This is a genomic window from Acidianus sp. HS-5, from assembly GCF_021655615.1.
In the GTDB taxonomy this organism is placed as follows: domain Archaea; phylum Thermoproteota; class Thermoprotei_A; order Sulfolobales; family Sulfolobaceae; genus Acidianus.
The window spans coordinates 250,710-268,848 of the sequence record NZ_AP025245.1 but is presented as its reverse complement, the minus strand read 5'-3'; the positions used below and the strand labels follow the sequence as shown (position 1 = coordinate 268,848).

Genomic DNA, 18,139 nt, shown 5'->3' with positions numbered 1-18,139 from the left:
TCGCCGTGTCTTTTCTCAAGTCTATTAATTGTGTTAGTGCTACGTGTACTGCGTCGTTTAGGGCTCGGTAATATTCGTCGTTGCCTAAGCTTTTGTAAGGTATTTTATTTAGATAATTTTTTAAAAGTTTTCAAGGTCTGCCTGCATTGCAAGGATTTTCGGATAAAAACTAATCCTGCTCGTCCCCTATTAGTATTACTTCCTCTTAGTATACAATCAATTATTCTAATCTCATTTTATAGAGACAAAGTGAATTTGCAATGGAAAATTGAATCGTCCGCTCTCATTAAGACCTACTCCATGTATAGTAAGTAGCATTAGCAAGAAAGTACCCATACGCTCATACTTGCTTAAAGGCTTACTACACTTAATAATATGGTTACTACAATTAAGAAGGACAAGCTAGATCTTGCCTAATTACCTGCCATAGGTAATACTCATACAAAAATAGAAATATCTTAATAAATACAATATGTATATAATTATTTATAATAATTATATTATTATCCATAATCAAATATAAATATTAAAATCACAATATAGAAAAGTCAGCATAAAAAATAATAAATATTTTATCATTAGTATATCTAATTAAATTACTGTTCATGTCCAATAAGATTTTCTGCAACTTTTACTTCAGATTTATAAGCCTTCATCGCAAATAAACGTTTTATGGATGCTGGTGCATAATTTAGAGTCAAGCAAAATAAGAACAGTGGAGTTTTTTTTTTATTTGCATATTTTAAATCCCTAAAATGAAGTTTATATTTTTTATCAATTTTAGTTGGTAATAATGAGGATAAACATTTATAAAATGTTAACCTAGGATAAATGTCATATTTTAGATAGATATAATTATTTTTAACGATATCTGTCAATAAGTATAGTCCATCAATAACCATCTCAAGATAATTAATCTTTCTTCTTACCCATTCTTGGAAATCGTTTATACCATATGAGGAATTTCCAAATGTGAAGTTATTTTTACTTACTCTATATAGTGTTAAGACATTAGGATCTAATACTACATCGTAGTTACTCATTAAGCTGATATAGAAGTTTATGTTATCTATTATATTACGATATTTGTGAGGATTATTTTCTATAAACCTTAGTAATATATCTTTTCTCAAACTTATTGTTGAGTTGTTAATATATGCGCTATTCTCCATCATTAACTTAAATTTAGCTTCTTTTTCTTCGTTTTTTATTCTGATAATTTTTTTCGTATATTTGATATTTTTGATTATACTATGTATATTATCTCCATCCCTAAAATAGAGTAACCTATTTCTATAATAACCTACTTTATCATCGTTACTGAATATCTTATAAACCATTTCCAGTTTATGAGGTAAAAATATATCATCATAATCTAAAAAGGATATAATTTCTCCTCTAGATATTTTTAAAGCTTCAATTATTTTTTCTCCTCCAGTTTTTTTATTCGTATTTATTGCTATAACACCACTATTACTTAAATATTCATCATAATCTGGGAAATTTTTTATCACTATGATCTCATATTTATCTCTTGATAAGGTCTGATTTAATGCTGAATTTACTGCATCAAGCAAATATTCCTTTTTAATATGAGCAGGGATAACTACACTAATGAATACCATAACAAACACTTCAGTAATAGGATGTTTAAAAACTTTTATAGTCTTTTTCATAATAGGCACTACATGCTTCGCCTCTAACAAACCTACTGGGATAACGAGTCCAACGCGTCTCCTACATTGAAGTTCTTGACGCCAACTTTCCTACCCCTAGATACCCTAAAACTCTTCTTGACATCGCCCTTGTAAACACCGTCCTTTAAGACGTGATAACAAATACAAGCGAACTTCCCTCCAAGTGCACAAGTAGCTTGTTTTACACTCTTTTCCCTAGCAATGAGTCTCTCGTAATACTCTTCGAATTGTCCAAGCCCTCTGGCAACCCTAGCAACTAGGTAGAAACCCCTACGTAAACGCTTGTTACCCCTAATCATACCAGAGTGGGACTCACTATCACCACTCTGTTTGGTTTTAGGTGCGAAGCCCGCGTAAGCCTTAGCTGCTTTCGAGTTGGGAAAACGTGAGATATCACCAAACTCAGCGTAAATTGTCGCTGCAGTGATTAAACCTACTCCGAGAACCTTGGACAACTCTATTACTGGTTCGGGTACCTTGAATATTATCATGCCCTCGACTTCCTTGACCATGTTTTCCAGGCTTTTTAGTAGTCCTACTAGTTGTTTTAGTTCCAGTCTTTCCACATCGTTTAAGTTCCTCCCTAGTTTCTCCTTTAACTCTTTTTTCCTATGCTCCGTTAGTTCTCTTAGCTCCTTTATTTCTCCCGTCGGTATATACGACCCTTTTACTACTCCAGTCATGTAAGCTATAAGTAGCCTTTGCGCGTCCAGCTTGTCAGTCTTCTTTTCAAGTCTGTATGGGGATTTTTTTTGCGTAAAAAATGAGATGAATGAAACACAGAAAAAGTCAGACTAACGCTAATTTTTGTAGAAAAGTTTGTATAAACGAGGGCGGATCTAAACATATGAAACGCGAGAACCAAATCAAACTGGCGAAGCCCAATAGAGACTTCGTCAGATCCGTCCTCAAGATAATCTACTCAAGCATTCCTAAAATACTTTTCTCTCAAGAACTCCTCAAGGCCCTGCTTGAGGCAAGAGGAAGTTACTTGAGCAGGCTAGGGAACGAAGGGAGGAGAGCATTAAGGACATTGAACCATCTCAGTGTAGAGGACGTGAGAACGGCCTTGAGAGAAATGGGAAAGAAGAGTTGCTATAGACTTCCACTCCATACCTCAGTACCATGAGGACAAGAGTTTGTTGAGCAGGATAAAGCCAACAAAGGGAACCTCGTGGGGGCTCGTACAAGCTACGCTCTACCTCCTGGGAGACTACAAGAAGGGGATAATGGAAGCTACTGGTCCTTACTTCTACTACCTACACGAAAAGCTCACAGAAAAAGGGTACAAGGTAACTGTAGTAAACCCAGTGCACTTGTCTGAAATACTCGGAAAAAAGACAGATAAACTTGATGCACAGAGGTTGCTAATAGCATTCATGACGGGAGTAGTAAAAGGGTCATACATACCAGACGGAGAAATAAAAGAACTAACAAGGTACAGGACGAGTCTTGTAGAGAAGACAACATAAGTAAAGAACGAGATAAGGAAAATCCTGGAGACAGCCAGGTACAAGATAGAACCATTCAACAAGAAGGGAATGGAACTACTGGAAAAACTGTCTAAAGGAGAACTGAAAGAGGAGGACAAGAAGGAGCTAAGCGAAAAGTTGGGAAGGACACTAAATTACGCAGAGAAGCTGATGCTGGCACAGCTCATAGGACTGTTAAAGCAACTGGAGGAAATGGTGAAGGACGTGAGGACGCCATAATTTCAAAAATACCCAAACAAGTTGTGGAGCTCTCCAAGGTCCCAGGAGTTGAGATAATAACCGCAGCGACAATCTACGCGGAGTTCGGTGACGTTTCCCATTTTCCCAGTAGCAGTTTACGGGAATTTCTATTGCTTAAATATTTTCATTTTATGATGTAGTAAAATAAATATTGTTCATTTCATAGCGATAAAATTTAGGCTTTACAATGAGTTATTTAATTTCTCTTCTATTACTATTAAATTATTTTTAAGGTTACGTAACTTTGCAATGATTTTCCGATAAAAGCTATCCCAGTTCTAAGGCTGCAAGGTCTTACGCGGGCTTTGCCACAAAGACTAAGCAGAGTGGTAAGAGTGAGCCCCACACGGGTATGATAAAGGGTAACAAGTACTTACGTAGGGTACTGTTCCTGTGTGCCAGGATAGCCAGAAATGAGCCCTTCGCAGATTTTTACGAGAGGCTCATTTCAAGGGGTAAGAGTAGTGTTGAGGCTACTTGTGCCCTCGCTGGGAAGCTCGCCGGTATTTGCTATAACGTTATTAAGGACGGTATCTACAATGGTTCAGTTACGAAGAGGTATAGGTCGATTAAGACTAAGGACGCCAAGGACTACGACGTTGATGTTGGTGACGTTCTGAACTCGTTATTCCCATAGGTCTGTTAGAGGCAGAGGATATAGTGCCTCTTGATAATACTAAGCACATAGTATTACCTTGAATATACAAACGTTATTTTCGTCTTATTCTCTTGATTAGTCTTAATATTTTTTGGTAACAATATTGAAATATGCCTACTTTTTATCTCTTCTTTGATATTTTTCCCTTCAATAGAAATTGTATCATTTTTAGTAAAATTGATGAGACTTCACTGTATTTTGTTTATAAAATTTAATAGAGAATGTGAATCTATTTATCTTAATGACAATAATAATATATCAATATAAGTCTTATGTAAGCGATATTTAATTTGATAATTTTAATAATATATGTAAAGATTATTTGCAGAGAGACTTAAAAATTAACCTTAATTTCTATGGATAGCCTTAAAAATATCAGTAAATAATAAATATAAAATAGCTTATAATTTGGTGAATTCGCTATAAATGTACTCCATTTTGTATGATAATTTTTAAATAGTATCATTAGGATATAATGTTAATGGTATTAAGAGGAGATTATAGACAGATTGCTACAAATAAATTGCCATATATTATAACATTGATTTTTACTTTTATTGTTGTAAATAATTGGTTTAGGGGTAAAGTAATATTTGGTGGAGATATGAGTTTTATAATATATCCAGGAGTGAACTCTAATTATTACTTATCAATGATTATAAATGCCTTCAATCTAAATGCACAAGCTCTTGGATCTTATGGGGCTAATCCGCAACTTTTTTGGTATTATGGTTTAATATACATTTTTTCCTTAATCCATTCTATCTTCTCTGAAGAAATTATGATATTTTTATTGTTGTCTTTAGGGTCTATATATGTATATAGATTAGTGTACGAAATTGTATTAGATAATCTTAAAATAAAGAAAATTAATGCTATTACTGCAGGCTTAATTTCTGCCACATTTTTTGTTTCTAATTGGGGACTTGTTGAAGCATATGCGTATAATATAATTTTAACTATAGCTTTCGTATATCCGTTATTACCAGTGTTGACGTACTATGTGAGGGCGTTATTAGTAAAGTCGTCTGGAATGTACATTGTTAAAAATTTAATACTAATCTCTATTCTGGGTACAATCATAATTTCTACTGTTAATATTATTTATTTTCTTCAAATAGCAGGTTTTATGATTTTCATTTTTCTTTTTTATTCTATATCAAGAAATTTAAGAAAATTTATTAAAAACATTTTATTATCAGTTTCAAGTTTTATTCTGATTATTCTTGGAAACTATTATTGGATAGCACCTACTACTAAAGCAGCTTCAATAATGGTATCAAATAAAGGCCTTGATGCACTTTCGTTATACTATTTTAAGTCTAATTCGCTTTGTATGCCATTTTCGTTGGTAATAAGAGATTTAGGTTTTAATGGACATTTTAATTATCCAGAATATAGTTTGATTCTTTCCTTTATAATTCCAATATTAACATTTATTCCATTTTTAATGTTTAGAAATATTAGAGAGAATAAAGAAACCATTATATATGTAATTATAACTTTTATTGCTATAACTTTTTGGGCGGGAATTACTACACCGTTTTCATCTATATATTTATATTTATTTGAACATTTTCCTTATTTTATTGAATTTAGGACAGAAAACGTTGCTTTTGCGTGGCTTGCTTCATTTCTTTTTTCAATAACGGTGGGATTAGGTTACGCCTCCATAGCTACTAGATTAAAGAAAAAGAGTATCGTAATAGGATTCGTGCTGTTAATTATTTTATCAGTAATTATTCCATACCCCGTCTTTAGCGGAGATTTAAATAGTAGAGTTAATGTTCCTAACTACTTTATAGGCTCAGTCAATTTTATTAATAGCCTAAATAATTCTGGTGAAGTACTTATTCTGCCAAAAAGTCCAAATTGGTTCTTTTCAACATGGTATGTAGGAACTAATATATGGCAATATTTTTCTATAAAACCGGTTATATACGGAGGCGTATATTCCTCATCAGAGCTTTCAATAAGACAGCTTTATGATAATATATCTAATATATTAACATTAAATAACTATACATCTACAAATATATTAGAATTAAAAAATATTTTTATTTTACTGAATATAAAATATATTGTAGTTGAGAATGATTCGACTACTACACCATATACAACTGTAGATAAGTATGTACAAAATTTATTCTTACTTCAAAAATATGATATAGTCAGTTTTCTACATAAATTTGATAAAATCTATATTTTTAAAACTGAAGTGAATTCGTCATATTTTTATCTTTTTTCATCGAAATATTATAGATATATTGTTAATATAACTTTAAAAAATATGGAAAACATTAATTATAGTAGAATTTTACTTCCAATAAATAATTATACAGTATATCATGATGGGAAATTTATATTAAATTTAAATGATAATAAAGGATATTTGTTTGTGATTTTTAATTATATGAATTTATGGAATATTAATAATACTTATCCTGAAGAGAGTTATATATATAACAATACATTTGGGAATATTTTCCCTGTAAATTTAAGTGGTATTATAACATTAAAAAACGAATTGCAAGCTTCAGCGAATGTTGAGTTAATGGAACTCATGAGTTATTTGATTTCAGCACTAGTGATACTCTTCCTTATTGAAATTTTTATAAAATTTAAATTCATAAAACTGCCAAAAATATTCTAGTCAAATGAAAAGTGATGAGATCTTTATGATTTTAAAAATATACCTGATTATAAATACGATCATAAATATTATTTATTATTCTTTTCACGGATACTGTAAAATTTTAGTGCATCTCAGAAACTTTTATAAGGTTCTGACTAAATTTATTGAAAATGCTAAGCCTTATTGTAACTTATAACCCTGACGTGGATTTTGTGCTAAATAGTCAGATTCTAAAATTAGCAGCAATTAAAAATAATAAAATTCTAATTATAGATAACAACTCATCTAATGATCTGTCATTGCTAAAAAATAATGCCGACATATTCATTAAATTTGACAGAAATAAGGGTCTCGGTACAGCATATAATAAGGCTATTTCCATAGCTAACAAACTTAATGAGAAATGGTTACTAGTATTAGATCAAGATACCCAAGTAATTAATACTGATATAATTAATAGTGCTTTTGAAGAATATCAGAAACTTAATATAAAAGATCATGTATTAGCAATGAATTTAAGTCATTCATTTGCAAGAATTAAAACAAAAATACCTAACTCTAAGTTTTATATAGCTAATTTTTCTACTAATTCTGGTACTATAATAAAAGTATTACCAACATTAACGTGGGATGAAAGACTTTTTTTAGATCACGTAGATACAGAATTCTTTTTTAGATACTTGAAAAGAGGATATTATTTATTAATATATGAAGATTCTGCTTTTTTACACAGACCAGCAGAAGGAGAATTATATGTAAGAAAAAAGTTATCTAAAATTATCCTAAAGACATGGAATCAGTTGATCAACAAAGAAGATGGTAAAGCTCTTACTATTCCAAGCTATACTAAAGCTAATAGATATTATTTACTCACAAGAAACACAGTATATTTGGCACTCCGCCATAAGGAGTTAATCTACTTAACATCTCTTACGGGATTAGGCCTTTTAGGATTATATGAAAAAAATGGGTTGCGTGGAGTACTATCATTTCTCAAAGCAATTTATCATGGTATCATCGGAGACCTAGATAAAGACAATAATAGAATATTTAAGTAAATTTGGATGGAGTTGCTTTTATTATTACTTTTTACATAACCCTAATTTTTACAGGATCTTAATTATATTTTATTCCTTAATTATCGATTCCAATATTAAAAGAGAAAGTTCCATTATAATTTAATAATCTATTAGTATTCTTCTATACTTCCAGAGACTTTAAGGGCAAGACTTTCTCCATAACATAAGGAAAAGACTTTGTATAATTTTAGAAATGTTGTTGCCCCTTAAACTATAGGCAAGTATAATAACTTTTCCGGATCTATAACTAATATATTTCTACTTTCTTCTTGTATTAAAGTTCATATAAATGTTGGATCTTAATACTAATTTTTTCAAGTGTTTATATCTCGTCACAGAGTATAGATAATCTTTTCACTCATATCAGTAACTTGCCATGTATATAAATAGGCGAGATATAATCGGAATTATTTATATATATAATCATCACGTATTAGCTTAATGTTATATTTCCCTTTAAATCCATCTATCACACCACTTATTGAAGCTTTTAAATATTTTAATATATTTTTAAACTCTCTCTGCTTTAGAGGAATATAAATTCCGTAATATGTTACAAGAACTACAAGAAAAATGTAAAATGAATAATTTTTATTAAAATGTTTTTTCTGAATTATAACTTTTGAATGCAGAATATCATAGGCGTTTTTATAATTTATTCTATCAATTTTTTTATCATGTAAAACTTTTGAAGTTAAAACTACAGCGCACTTATATCCCTCTTTTTTAGTCCTTAAAGCAAAATCTGCATCATTATCCCCCCACGGTATTTCAGGAGAAAAAAATCCTATCTTATCTATTAACGTTTTCCTAATTAATATGCAGTCAGTTACAAGATCTACATATACAAAATCCTTAGAATTATAAAGATTTGGTCTCTCTATAGTTCCAAAACGACTATTCCAGAATCCCCCATAATGCTGTAAGAACCCGTCTATCGTGTAAACGATAGGTTGTGCACAACCGACCTCTGGATGAGATTCCATAAATAACAAAAGATTTTGTATACTGTCCTCTAAAACGATATTGTCCTCGTCTATAACAAGAATATATTTGCCTTTGGCTATTCTTATTCCTTTATTTACTGAACAAGATTTAAGTAAAGGTTTATCATTAATTATCATATTAAAGTATTTAAATTTTGATTTTATACTATCATTTATATCTGGAATATTTTTCACATAATCAAAGATTATAATGACTTCAAGATTATCATATGTAGATGTAGTTAACGAATTAAGTAAATTAAGACTTTTTTGGGGATTAATTGAAGGAATTATGACGGAAACCAATGGGTCTTTTAACATGTAATTTTAAAATAAAAACTTAGGTTAAAAATTTATATGTTAAAAACTATTAGAGAGTAATAATCAAAGTTTTTACATTATTAGTGATAGTGTCATTTTTAAATATAAGACTCCGGTTTTACATGCTAGATATATGGAATCGTTGTCTTGATTTTCTCGATGTAGAGATTTTCCTATAAATAAGTTCTATAGCTAAATACTAATATTATCTCACTTAGCATTTTACGGATTTTCCTTCCGTTTAAACAACTTTTTAATTCCTCCACCTCCCACTGTTGTAAACTCAGGTCTATTAGAGGCTAAGCGTTACTGTTTCCAGAAATTTTCTATACTTAATCATCAATAAGTTACTTATAAATTGAGATAAAGGAATAAATTTGTTAAGTATATAAAACTCATGATCATTAAGGTCGTTATCATAGAATTATTTTCTGCAACATTTCCAAATAGTACTAGACTATAGACTTAGTGGAAACAATAGTGTAATGCCTCCTTCATAAATTCTTTTTATCAACCTAGAGAGCCTCCTAGCTCCAAGGTTCAAAGTGGAGTACTTGAAGAAAAGAACTACAAACAAAAAGCCTTCAAAGTCACAAACCCAACATTCCTCAACCAAGTAAAGAAAGAATCCTTCTCCAATCCAAAAGCCTTAAGCTCCCTAATAATAACCTCGATGTCCCAACGATTCTCCCAAGTAGTCAAGATGTCTTCCACAGTGTCATTCGTGGAGAAGAAGTACATTTTACCGTAATCCTTTCATATATAACGACTAATTTTATGGGAATACCTTGGTACCCAACAAGGTATTCCCCCTCGGTGACTCGTGAGTTGGACTTGAGTTTCCCAACAGTCTCAAGAAGAGTCTTGGAGTTAACCAAGAATCAAAAAAACCAACAACGTTAAACTAGCTAAGCAGAGGAAGAAGATCAAGATATTCTTGAATCTTAGTTTTGAATTCTACTTTTTCTCCTCTCTCCTTTAAGATCTCCACTTTTGAGGTATGTAAGGTATTATCATTAGTATGTAGGTCTCGTTTGTTTTTAGGTCTTTTAGCTATTATGAGGAGTTGTATTGCTGGTTCGTATTTCTTGTGTACTTTGCAGTAGTAGATTTGTGTGCAGTTTCTTGATGTTGGCATTGCTCTTGCGTATTGTGGTCGTGCGTGTCGTCTACTATTATTAGTACTGGGTCGTCTTTTACTATGTTTTTACTGCTTTGATGAGGTTGGTCGCTGCTATCTTGTCCAAGTTTTTATTGTCTTGTAGTTCATGTTTATTGTTTGTGCTATTTCTAGTACCCGCTCGTTATTGCTCCTATGAGCATATCGCCGTGTCTTTTCTCAAGTCTATTAATTGTGTTAGTGCTACGTGTACTGCGTCGTTTAGGGCTCGGTAATATTCGTCGTTGCCTAAGCTTTTGTAAGGTATTTTATTTAGATAATTTTTTAAAAGTTTTCAAGGTCTGCCTGCATTGCAAGGATTTTCGGATAAAAACTACTCGGGTATTCTTCTAATTGGAATGATCTCCATTTATGGTAGCTCTTCATAAGGTATTATAAATATTGAGGATATCTAAGTTCAAAGGTAGAATTACAATAAATACCCTAGTAAGAAAGGAATTCCCCTAGTTAAATAAAGTAAATAAAGAAGGAGCTTATTCCCCTTGCATATGTTCCTCTTCTTTCTCGAAATTCTCGTGAGGTTGCTGTAAGGAGTTCCCTTTAGTACTCTTACACTCATACCATATCTATAGTATTTTCTGGCAATTTCCGATAATCTAGCGTCGCCGTAGTGCATTATCAGCTTATCCTTAAGCGAAAATACGTCACTGCTTACTCTACTTGCTTCGTAGTATATTAACTCATGATCTGGGAAGATTATCTCACCAAATTTTTCCTTCAGATTTTCTCTCAACTTCTCGAAAGCCTTATCCAGTATCTCTCTTCTGAAAAACCTTGGCAATGCAAACCCTTTTATTGCCTCTGCTGTATTACACTCCATTATGTTCTCTTTATCTAAATTAGCGAGTCTTACCCAGAAGGAGTCTCCGATTTCTTCCTCGCCTATTATTACCATGTCGTGATTCAAAGAGGAGAGGAGAGCTAGTGCGTCTTTCCTCAATGTCCTAGTTTCGTCCAGTAGAAGGGTGTAATCACTTTTTGAATAGTAATGAGCTAAGTACCTAGCCTTGAGTAGCTTTACCTTTTCTTTGATCTCCTTAAAGCCGTACTGTTGTATAAGATCGGAAACGTTCTCGTTAGAAGAGGAATTGACTATAACAACTTCGTAATCTTGAAAGGTTTGATTTCTTATTGATTCAAAGAGTTGATTTAAGTATTTTCCGTGAAGTACTGGAATTTCTATTGATATCATATTTTATCGTAGACGTGTTATTTAAAAATCCTACGTTAAAGAAAATGAAGTTGATTATACTTCCTGAGACTTTAAAGAGCAAGACTTTCTTCTTAACATACGGGAGGTCTTTGCGTAACTTTAGAGACATAGTTGCTCTTTAGACTATAAGCAAGTATAACTAAATTTAGTAGTGATGTTAATTGGACAACTCTCTATCAGACTAAAAGATAACATAATCATTCAAATACATGGGCTGATTCTCCCCTCAAAATGTAATGCTTATATAAAGCTTTCAGATTATAAACTTCATATGTTATTTAATTATGGCAGAATTAGGATAGAGATTCCAGACAGTTATAGTTTCGTTTATTACGCCACTTTTATCGCCGGAGAATATGATTATCTTAATGTTAATAAAAACGATGTAGTACTTGATGCCGGAGCTTTCATAGGTGATTTTACGGTAAAAATTGCTAGGAAAGCTAAGGAAGTAGTAGCTGTAGAACCCTTACCTTGGGCCTTTGAACTGCTAAAGGAAAACGTTGAGTTGAACAATTTGAAGAATGTGATACTAGTTAACAAAGCTTTATATAACGTAGACAATAAGAAGGTTAAGATAAAGGACAGTGGAGTAGGTAGTAGTATAAGCTACAAAGAAGGGGAAATAGAAGTTAATACAACCACGATTGATTCTTTAGGAAAGTTTAACGTAGTAAAGATGGATATTGAGGGTGCTGAAGGTGAATTAATTAAAGAAGACGAGAAATGGTTAGACCACGTTAGGACGATGGCTGTGGAGTTACACGGTGAGAGAAACGTAAGTGCAATACCTAAAATACTTAGAGCTAGAGGTTTTATCATCAGAGAGATGACAAGAAATGATCTAATCAGAAATACAATACGAAATGTAATCTCTCACCCTTTAGGATTTATAAGAGCAGAGATTAAGACTAAGACCCTATTAAAGGCTCTGAGAAGGGAGTACAAAGTCCCTGCTTTAGAGCAAGGTGAAGTTATAAGGATAGTTTATGGTAAGAAACTTAAAAACTAAGATATAAAAATGCTGTGTGAGAGTTTGTTGCGGATTAAGTATAAAAATATCGTTAGTGTTTTGGAAAAGTTCTTAGACTATGATTTAGTGGTATATTCTTAGTCTAGAGCTATAAACTTTCTGAAAACACTAGTGTACTGCGTCGTTTAGGGCTCGGTAATATTCGTCGTTGCCTAAGCTTTTGTAAGGTATTTTATTTAGATAATTTTTTAAAAGTTTTCAAGGTCTGCCTGCATTGCAAGGATTTTCGGATAAAAACTAACTTCAATTGAGTAGGAGGACGAAGTTAAAGGTAAAAGCACTAAAACAACAAGGATTATTAATAATGGTGCTTTTTCATGTGCGGTATATTGGATAAGGAGTATTAAATTTTTTTAGAGCCTTCTAATTAGAGAACTGCTTAGGATCAAAAATTTCTCTAACACTGTATGTCATGGAACTCAATTTGCTTTATTTGATAAAAATGTTTCTTTATATAATAGATAATTATTCATATCTAAGTAAAATGAATCATATTTTCTTTACAATTTCTATTTATTTTAAGAAAAAATATTAATTAAATATAAGATATTATATTTTGTGAATTAGTTGAATTTTTTAGGTCTTAAGCTAGAAGCAAAATAAATTCTAACCTTGCATCGAGTTAAAAGTTAGATATACGTTCCTATTGAAAAAAGTGAAGAATTTCATAATGCAATTAGTTTAAGAAATAATTTTCCTAAATTAGATTAGTATAGAAAACAATATTACCATTTGTAATAGATCCTTAATTATCAGTATCTTACTTTATATATTGATGAGACAAAGAAAAAAAATATGCGTTAGTTAGGAGGATACTATATCTTGGAAAGTAAAAGTTGGCATTCTTCTTATATTTAGTATTACTTCGCTCTTATTATCCACTTTTAATATTTTTTCCCTTTATTATACTTGTAGCGTTTTATATAATAGATTTACTGAAATATCCATATTACTCTAATGAAGAAATGGAAAAGCCTATAGTTTTTATATCTTCATTACTCATCATTTTGTCTACAGTTTATATTATTTATAAGTTATTGTCTATTAATATAATATTTATGATAATTCTATCTGCTCTATTTATATCTGACTTAGCTCTCTCATTTAAGCGGGCAAAGAAATAAAAACTAGCCATATTTAATACACGTAATGGCTAGGATACTAATAGTGCTTAGAATTTTATGGACTGCAGGAGCACAGAGAATAGCTATTAACGAGTATAAATGGTTAAAAAAACTAGGCCATGACCCAAAAATAATATTCTTAAGAGCTACTAAAACAAAAGGTTATGAAGAGCTTTTAAAGGATGTAGATTATAGAGTGATAAGATACGGAAATGGAATATTGACTCCCTTATTTTACTTACCTACGAAACTATTCTCACCGGATAGAGGAATTGAAAGTACTATCGATTTAGATTTAATATTAAAATTACCTAAAATTATAAAAGAAGAGGAAGCTAACTACTTAATATGCCATGACCAATTTGCAGGAATTGGCTGTCATCAAGCTTACATAAAACTCGGAGTACCGTATAGTGTATTCATTCACGAAAAACTTGTAAACTATAGTAAGCCCATTCTAGGAAATATCATTAACAATTTGGAAAGAAAAGTGCTGAGTAATGCTAAAAGAGTTTTTGCAGTAACGGATAAAGTAGCCAGAACAGTTTATGAGAAGCATAAAATAAAGGCTATACCAAATTATCCAGGCATGGATAAAATTTCAGAGACGCCATTTTCGAGGAGAGAGAATGTCCTTTTAGCAGTATCTTTTTGGGATTATGGTAGAAGACCTTGGGATTATTTAGAAGTTATCAAGAATATAGATAATTATAAATTACTAATTGTAGGTAATTGGAGAGTAAAAGAGGCTAAAGAGAACACTATAAGAAGAATAAAAGAGGAGAATTTAGATGAAAAAATAGAATTGATGGAAGGAGTACCAGAGACAAAATTAAATGAACTGTATGATAGGAGTAAGTTTGTTATAAGGTTTGGATATAGCGAATATGGCCTGGCTACAGCTATTATAGAATCCATTCAACATACTACACCAGTAATTATAAACGATGAGCTAGGCACTGCTGAGTTAGTTAATAAATATAAATTGGGCTTAGTTATACATGGATTAAATTATAATGAAATTAAAAATTTTGTTAATAAAGTTAATGAAGAAGAATATACAAATCTGCAAAAAAATATAAATATAGTTCAAAAAGAGTATTCATGGGAAAATCATACTAAAAAAATTATAGAAAGTTAATAGGTTATTAAAGGACTTCTTATGAAATAAAGATAGTATCCTTTTCGTCGTTAATTAAATAGAAATTGAACTCATTATGTTAATAGATAGAAATCATACGAGATCAGAGATACCAAAGAAAAGTTCAAATATTACTTTATTATTTTAATAATTAAAAATAAATGATGTTTTATAGTTTGAGAGAATTGATTAGTTATGTAGTTCAATAGTTTTTCATTTTATAGAATAAAGCGTATTCTGCAACCCTATAAGCTTAGAGTGGAAAATTGAGGTACTACACAAAGCGTTACATAATACGTTGTATTTTCATAACTTAGATAATTACTCCAACTCCAAACAACAAATCTCTCTTTAGAAAATATTCGTTATTTAGGACATTATTACTCTCAATATACATATAAACATGTCATAATTGAAATCTATTCTAAAGGAAGTGTGTTATCAATTCCTAGACCCTCTTTCCATATAATATCTTATATTCTTCCTTGGGCAATGCAGGAACGTTATACTTTTTAGAAAATAGATAGTTAGTGAGTATTTTAGTTCTTTTCTCAGCCTTTAGCGATAGACCCGAAATCTGATTAGTAAAAATAACTTTTATCCGTTAATAATAACCCATAAAGATTTAATGTAATTGGAAGATTTATTTTATGATAATTTTTAGAAATTTCTAAGTGTCATATTAGACCTTTTATATTTCTCAAAATTGAACTAAGGAATAATATTACGATATTAGAAAAATAATGAAAATATTTGATAAAATCTATTTTATTTACATTGATTATTTGATACATTATTCTTAACACACTTGATTATGATCATAATAAAATAAATTCTCTCACCTATGAAGAAAAAATGTGAGACTTAACGTTGAATTTATATTTATAAAATGATTTTGGATCTATCGTTCAAACGAGTGTGGACAACAATTTCATTCATTTGGAATATTTACATTTATTATCACTCTCCCTGTCTGGCAAATGCACTGGAGCGTAAAGCGCGTTATAAAGCTAGGAAGAACATTGATTACTACTTCGTGAGCGTGAACCTATTCCACGGGAAGTGAAAATCCATTGAGGATATCCTGTGTTTTAAGCTCTTGAATCCTTGTTCTGCGTAATCCATCTCGTTGACCCTCTTGTGTTCAGCCAAGTGAATGCGTTATAGATTGTTTCCCCATCGTGTAGATTACCTTGTCTATCCTCGTTTTGAGTACTTTCTCAGCCTCTGCATTCTTCACGTTCGTCAATTAGTATGTGCACTCCTCAAGCTCGTCATCATGAAGAAAGGCACAGTCTTCACATCCCTCACAATCCACACGTAATAGTACTGCCCGTCCACTACAATAATTTTAGTCTCTTCTACCGCATAAAACCCGCTAATTGGCACTACGTACTTCACGCAGCTCAAGGTAGAATGAGGCAATGAAGTCCTCCAAGAAGATAAACCTGAGAGGTAACTAACCAAAGCCGAGGCTATTACCTCACTAGTGTAGAACCTAGGCTTAAGATTAATATACTCCATTAAAACTCGGGTGAGCACTGGACTTTCCACATAGTTCCCATGTCATCACCCAAGTAATACTCCTGTGCTCACCCTAAAGAGGTATTACGTCACATTCTATCAATAGAACATGAATAGTTCATAAAATTTATTTTGAATTAACAAAATTGTTGTCCACACTCCAGTAAATAAAGACTTGCATTATGACCAAAGGTCTTGTCAAAGATTCCTGGCTACAATGAACATATGAGATGCAAGGCCTGGAAATCTTGAAAAGAACGAATCAAACTTGCTCAGAAGTCCAGAAATGCCGTCAGCTTCAATGTCCTTAATTTCTAAAATTTCCAAATTAAAGAATTTTAAATATTCAACCATAGCTCTTAACGTAAAAGACTTTATGTGACCGTTAGTTTGTGATTTATATTTTAATCTTCCGAATCCGCCTAGGAAAGACACGTCATGAGAGAAAGACTGATAACCTAATAGCAAGGTTAACCTATTTATCCAAGATGCCAGATTTGGCGTACTCAGGACAATTATACCTCCTTTCTTTAGTAACCTTTTTATCTCGCTCATTACAAGGTCGGAATTATAGAGGTGTTCTATAACTTCCTCAAAAATTATCACGTCAATAGATGAGTCTTTCAAAAGAATTTTGCTAACATTTACGTCTAAGATGATGGGAAATACACATTTTTCTTTGTACCTTCTGCAGATGACGCTACTTCTACACAATAGGCTTTACTGAAGCCAAACTTCTTTGTATAGTATAATAAATTTTCTCCAGTTCCGCATCCTATTTCCAGGATATTTCCTATCCTCCCAAATTTTTGAATAGCTTCTTCTGTTAGCCTTACTCTTTTTGCCATATGTTGATCCCGTTCTAGCCTAGCATAATGTTCTTCGTAAAATTCCTTTATTGGATTTCTTTTGTCTTCCACAGTATAGATAATATGTTTGAATTTAAAAATTAGATTGCTAGATTTGGTTACCTAATACACATAAAAGGCTTGCATATAATGATGGAACTCATATATACGATGTGCTTAAACCTTTCTTATTCTCAACGTGTCTTTTCTCCAATATTATCCCTATAATAGAGTTAAGAGCAACGTTGGCGAAAATTAGGCCAATAGCAATTATTCTAATAAGTTCTGTAGCTGGTGATTGCACTAAACCTAGAAATATAATAACGAATCCTATAATAAATGCTCAATAAACTATTAACTTCTTTTTCAATTAGTAATAGGTCATAAATAGCACATTACTTAAACGCTTCAGCCTTATCCAAGGAAGGACATTGAAGGTCTTTTTCGCTAACTACAACGTCTTTTATCGGCCACTCAACGTAAGAGTAATTTATGCACCTCTCGTGCTGAGGAGAATATTCATTATTCGTCACAAGGTACACTACGAGAGAGTCGTCCAAGGCTTGAAATCCGTGGGCAAAGCCAGGAGGAATCCAAAGCAAGTAGTAGTTTTCCTCACTCAGTTCAACGCTAACGTATTTCCCGAAAGTAGGCGACAATCCCCTCACGTCAACGGCAACGTCAATTATCTTCCCCTTTGGAACAAAGACTATCTTACCCTGCTCTTTAGGAGGTAATTGGTAATGCAAACCCCTAACGACTCCCCTCCTTGAAAAGGACATGTTGCCTTGAACTATAGAAGGAACACCGTATTTTTCGAATTCCGTTGCTTTTAAAAGTTCTAGAAAGAAGCCCCTCCTGTCAGGAAATACTTTGCTTTTTATGAGCAGGACTCCCATTCCCAGTTCTTTGAATTCGAAAGGCATAATATACACTAGTTTAAAGGTTTTAAAATTACACGCAATAA

10 protein-coding genes and 5 pseudogenes are annotated in these 18,139 nt (G+C 31.9%); 6 read left to right on the top strand and 9 right to left on the bottom strand.

Going from position 1 to position 18,139, the window contains the following annotated elements; genetic code table 11:
• Window positions 1-596: 596 nt before the first annotated feature.
• Window positions 597-1,676, bottom strand: coding sequence for a glycosyltransferase family 2 protein (locus tag HS5_RS01470; RefSeq protein ID WP_236752311.1), 1,080 nt, complete (start codon window positions 1,674-1,676; stop codon window positions 597-599).
• A 32-nt stretch (window positions 1,677-1,708) separates the two neighbouring features.
• Window positions 1,709-2,431 (bottom strand): annotated as a pseudogene (locus HS5_RS01465) (transposase); the annotation flags it as partial.
• A gap of 113 nt (window positions 2,432-2,544) precedes the next feature.
• Between HS5_RS01465 and HS5_RS01460 the strand changes: the two are divergent.
• From HS5_RS01460 to HS5_RS01445, 4 genes and pseudogenes are all read left to right on the top strand, one after another.
• Window positions 2,545-3,570, top strand: a pseudogene (locus tag HS5_RS01460) (transposase).
• 113 nt (window positions 3,571-3,683) lie between these two features.
• Window positions 3,684-4,067: pseudogene (locus HS5_RS01455) on the top strand (transposase); the annotation flags it as partial.
• Window positions 4,068-4,569: 502 nt separating this feature from the next.
• On the top strand, window positions 4,570-6,741 hold the full coding sequence (locus HS5_RS01450) for a hypothetical protein (protein ID WP_236752310.1): 2,172 nt from the start codon (window positions 4,570-4,572) through the stop codon (window positions 6,739-6,741).
• Window positions 6,742-6,893: 152 nt separating this feature from the next.
• Complete coding sequence (locus HS5_RS01445) at window positions 6,894-7,781, top strand: glycosyltransferase (protein WP_236752309.1); 888 nt, start codon at window positions 6,894-6,896, stop codon at window positions 7,779-7,781.
• A gap of 428 nt (window positions 7,782-8,209) precedes the next feature.
• Here HS5_RS01445 and HS5_RS01440 read toward each other — a convergent pair whose 3' ends face one another.
• From HS5_RS01440 to HS5_RS01430, 3 genes and pseudogenes are all read right to left on the bottom strand, one after another.
• On the bottom strand, window positions 8,210-9,109 hold the full coding sequence (locus HS5_RS01440; RefSeq protein ID WP_236752308.1) for a glycosyltransferase: 900 nt from the start codon (window positions 9,107-9,109) through the stop codon (window positions 8,210-8,212).
• Between the two features lie 457 nt (window positions 9,110-9,566).
• Window positions 9,567-10,536, bottom strand: a pseudogene (locus HS5_RS01435) (ISNCY family transposase).
• Window positions 10,537-10,698: 162 nt separating this feature from the next.
• Complete coding sequence (locus HS5_RS01430) at window positions 10,699-11,481, bottom strand: glycosyltransferase family 2 protein (protein WP_236752307.1); 783 nt, start codon at window positions 11,479-11,481, stop codon at window positions 10,699-10,701.
• A 292-nt stretch (window positions 11,482-11,773) separates the two neighbouring features.
• Between HS5_RS01430 and HS5_RS01425 the strand changes: the two genes are divergently transcribed.
• Both HS5_RS01425 and HS5_RS01420 read left to right on the top strand, forming a co-directional pair.
• Window positions 11,774-12,514, top strand: coding sequence for an FkbM family methyltransferase (locus HS5_RS01425; protein ID WP_236752306.1), 741 nt, complete (start codon window positions 11,774-11,776; stop codon window positions 12,512-12,514).
• A 1,170-nt stretch (window positions 12,515-13,684) separates the two neighbouring features.
• Window positions 13,685-14,800: a glycosyltransferase family 4 protein gene (locus HS5_RS01420; protein WP_236752305.1), complete on the top strand. Its 1,116-nt coding sequence runs from the start codon at window positions 13,685-13,687 to the stop codon at window positions 14,798-14,800.
• A gap of 931 nt (window positions 14,801-15,731) precedes the next feature.
• Here HS5_RS01420 and HS5_RS01415 read toward each other — a convergent pair.
• The 4 genes and pseudogenes from HS5_RS01415 to rfbC form a co-directional block, all read right to left on the bottom strand.
• A pseudogene (locus HS5_RS01415) lies at window positions 15,732-16,324 on the bottom strand (IS6 family transposase).
• Window positions 16,325-16,522: 198 nt separating this feature from the next.
• Window positions 16,523-16,951, bottom strand: coding sequence for a methyltransferase domain-containing protein (locus HS5_RS01410; RefSeq protein ID WP_256445554.1), 429 nt, complete (start codon window positions 16,949-16,951; stop codon window positions 16,523-16,525).
• Between the two features lie 23 nt (window positions 16,952-16,974).
• Window positions 16,975-17,244, bottom strand: a complete 270-nt coding sequence (locus HS5_RS14415) for a class I SAM-dependent methyltransferase (RefSeq protein ID WP_256445553.1) — start codon at window positions 17,242-17,244, stop codon at window positions 16,975-16,977.
• Between the two features lie 323 nt (window positions 17,245-17,567).
• Window positions 17,568-18,098, bottom strand: a complete 531-nt coding sequence (gene rfbC / locus HS5_RS01405) for a dTDP-4-dehydrorhamnose 3,5-epimerase (protein WP_236752304.1) — start codon at window positions 18,096-18,098, stop codon at window positions 17,568-17,570.
• Window positions 18,099-18,139 lie beyond the last annotated feature (41 nt).

Excerpts from the sequence above, each read along its gene's own strand:
- HS5_RS01440 (WP_236752308.1), bottom strand. The coding sequence starts at position 9,109 with ATGTTAAAAGACCCATTGGTTTCCGTCATAATTCCTTCAATTAATCCC.
- HS5_RS01420 (WP_236752305.1), top strand. The coding sequence starts at position 13,685 with ATGGCTAGGATACTAATAGTGCTTAGAATTTTATGGACTGCAGGAGCA.
- HS5_RS01450 (WP_236752310.1), top strand. The coding sequence starts at position 4,570 with ATGGTATTAAGAGGAGATTATAGACAGATTGCTACAAATAAATTGCCA.
- HS5_RS01470 (WP_236752311.1), bottom strand. The coding sequence starts at position 1,676 with ATGAAAAAGACTATAAAAGTTTTTAAACATCCTATTACTGAAGTGTTT.
- HS5_RS01430 (WP_236752307.1), bottom strand. The coding sequence starts at position 11,481 with ATGATATCAATAGAAATTCCAGTACTTCACGGAAAATACTTAAATCAA.
- HS5_RS01425 (WP_236752306.1), top strand. The coding sequence starts at position 11,774 with ATGTTATTTAATTATGGCAGAATTAGGATAGAGATTCCAGACAGTTAT.
- rfbC (WP_236752304.1), bottom strand. The coding sequence starts at position 18,098 with ATGCCTTTCGAATTCAAAGAACTGGGAATGGGAGTCCTGCTCATAAAA.
- HS5_RS01445 (WP_236752309.1), top strand. The coding sequence starts at position 6,894 with ATGCTAAGCCTTATTGTAACTTATAACCCTGACGTGGATTTTGTGCTA.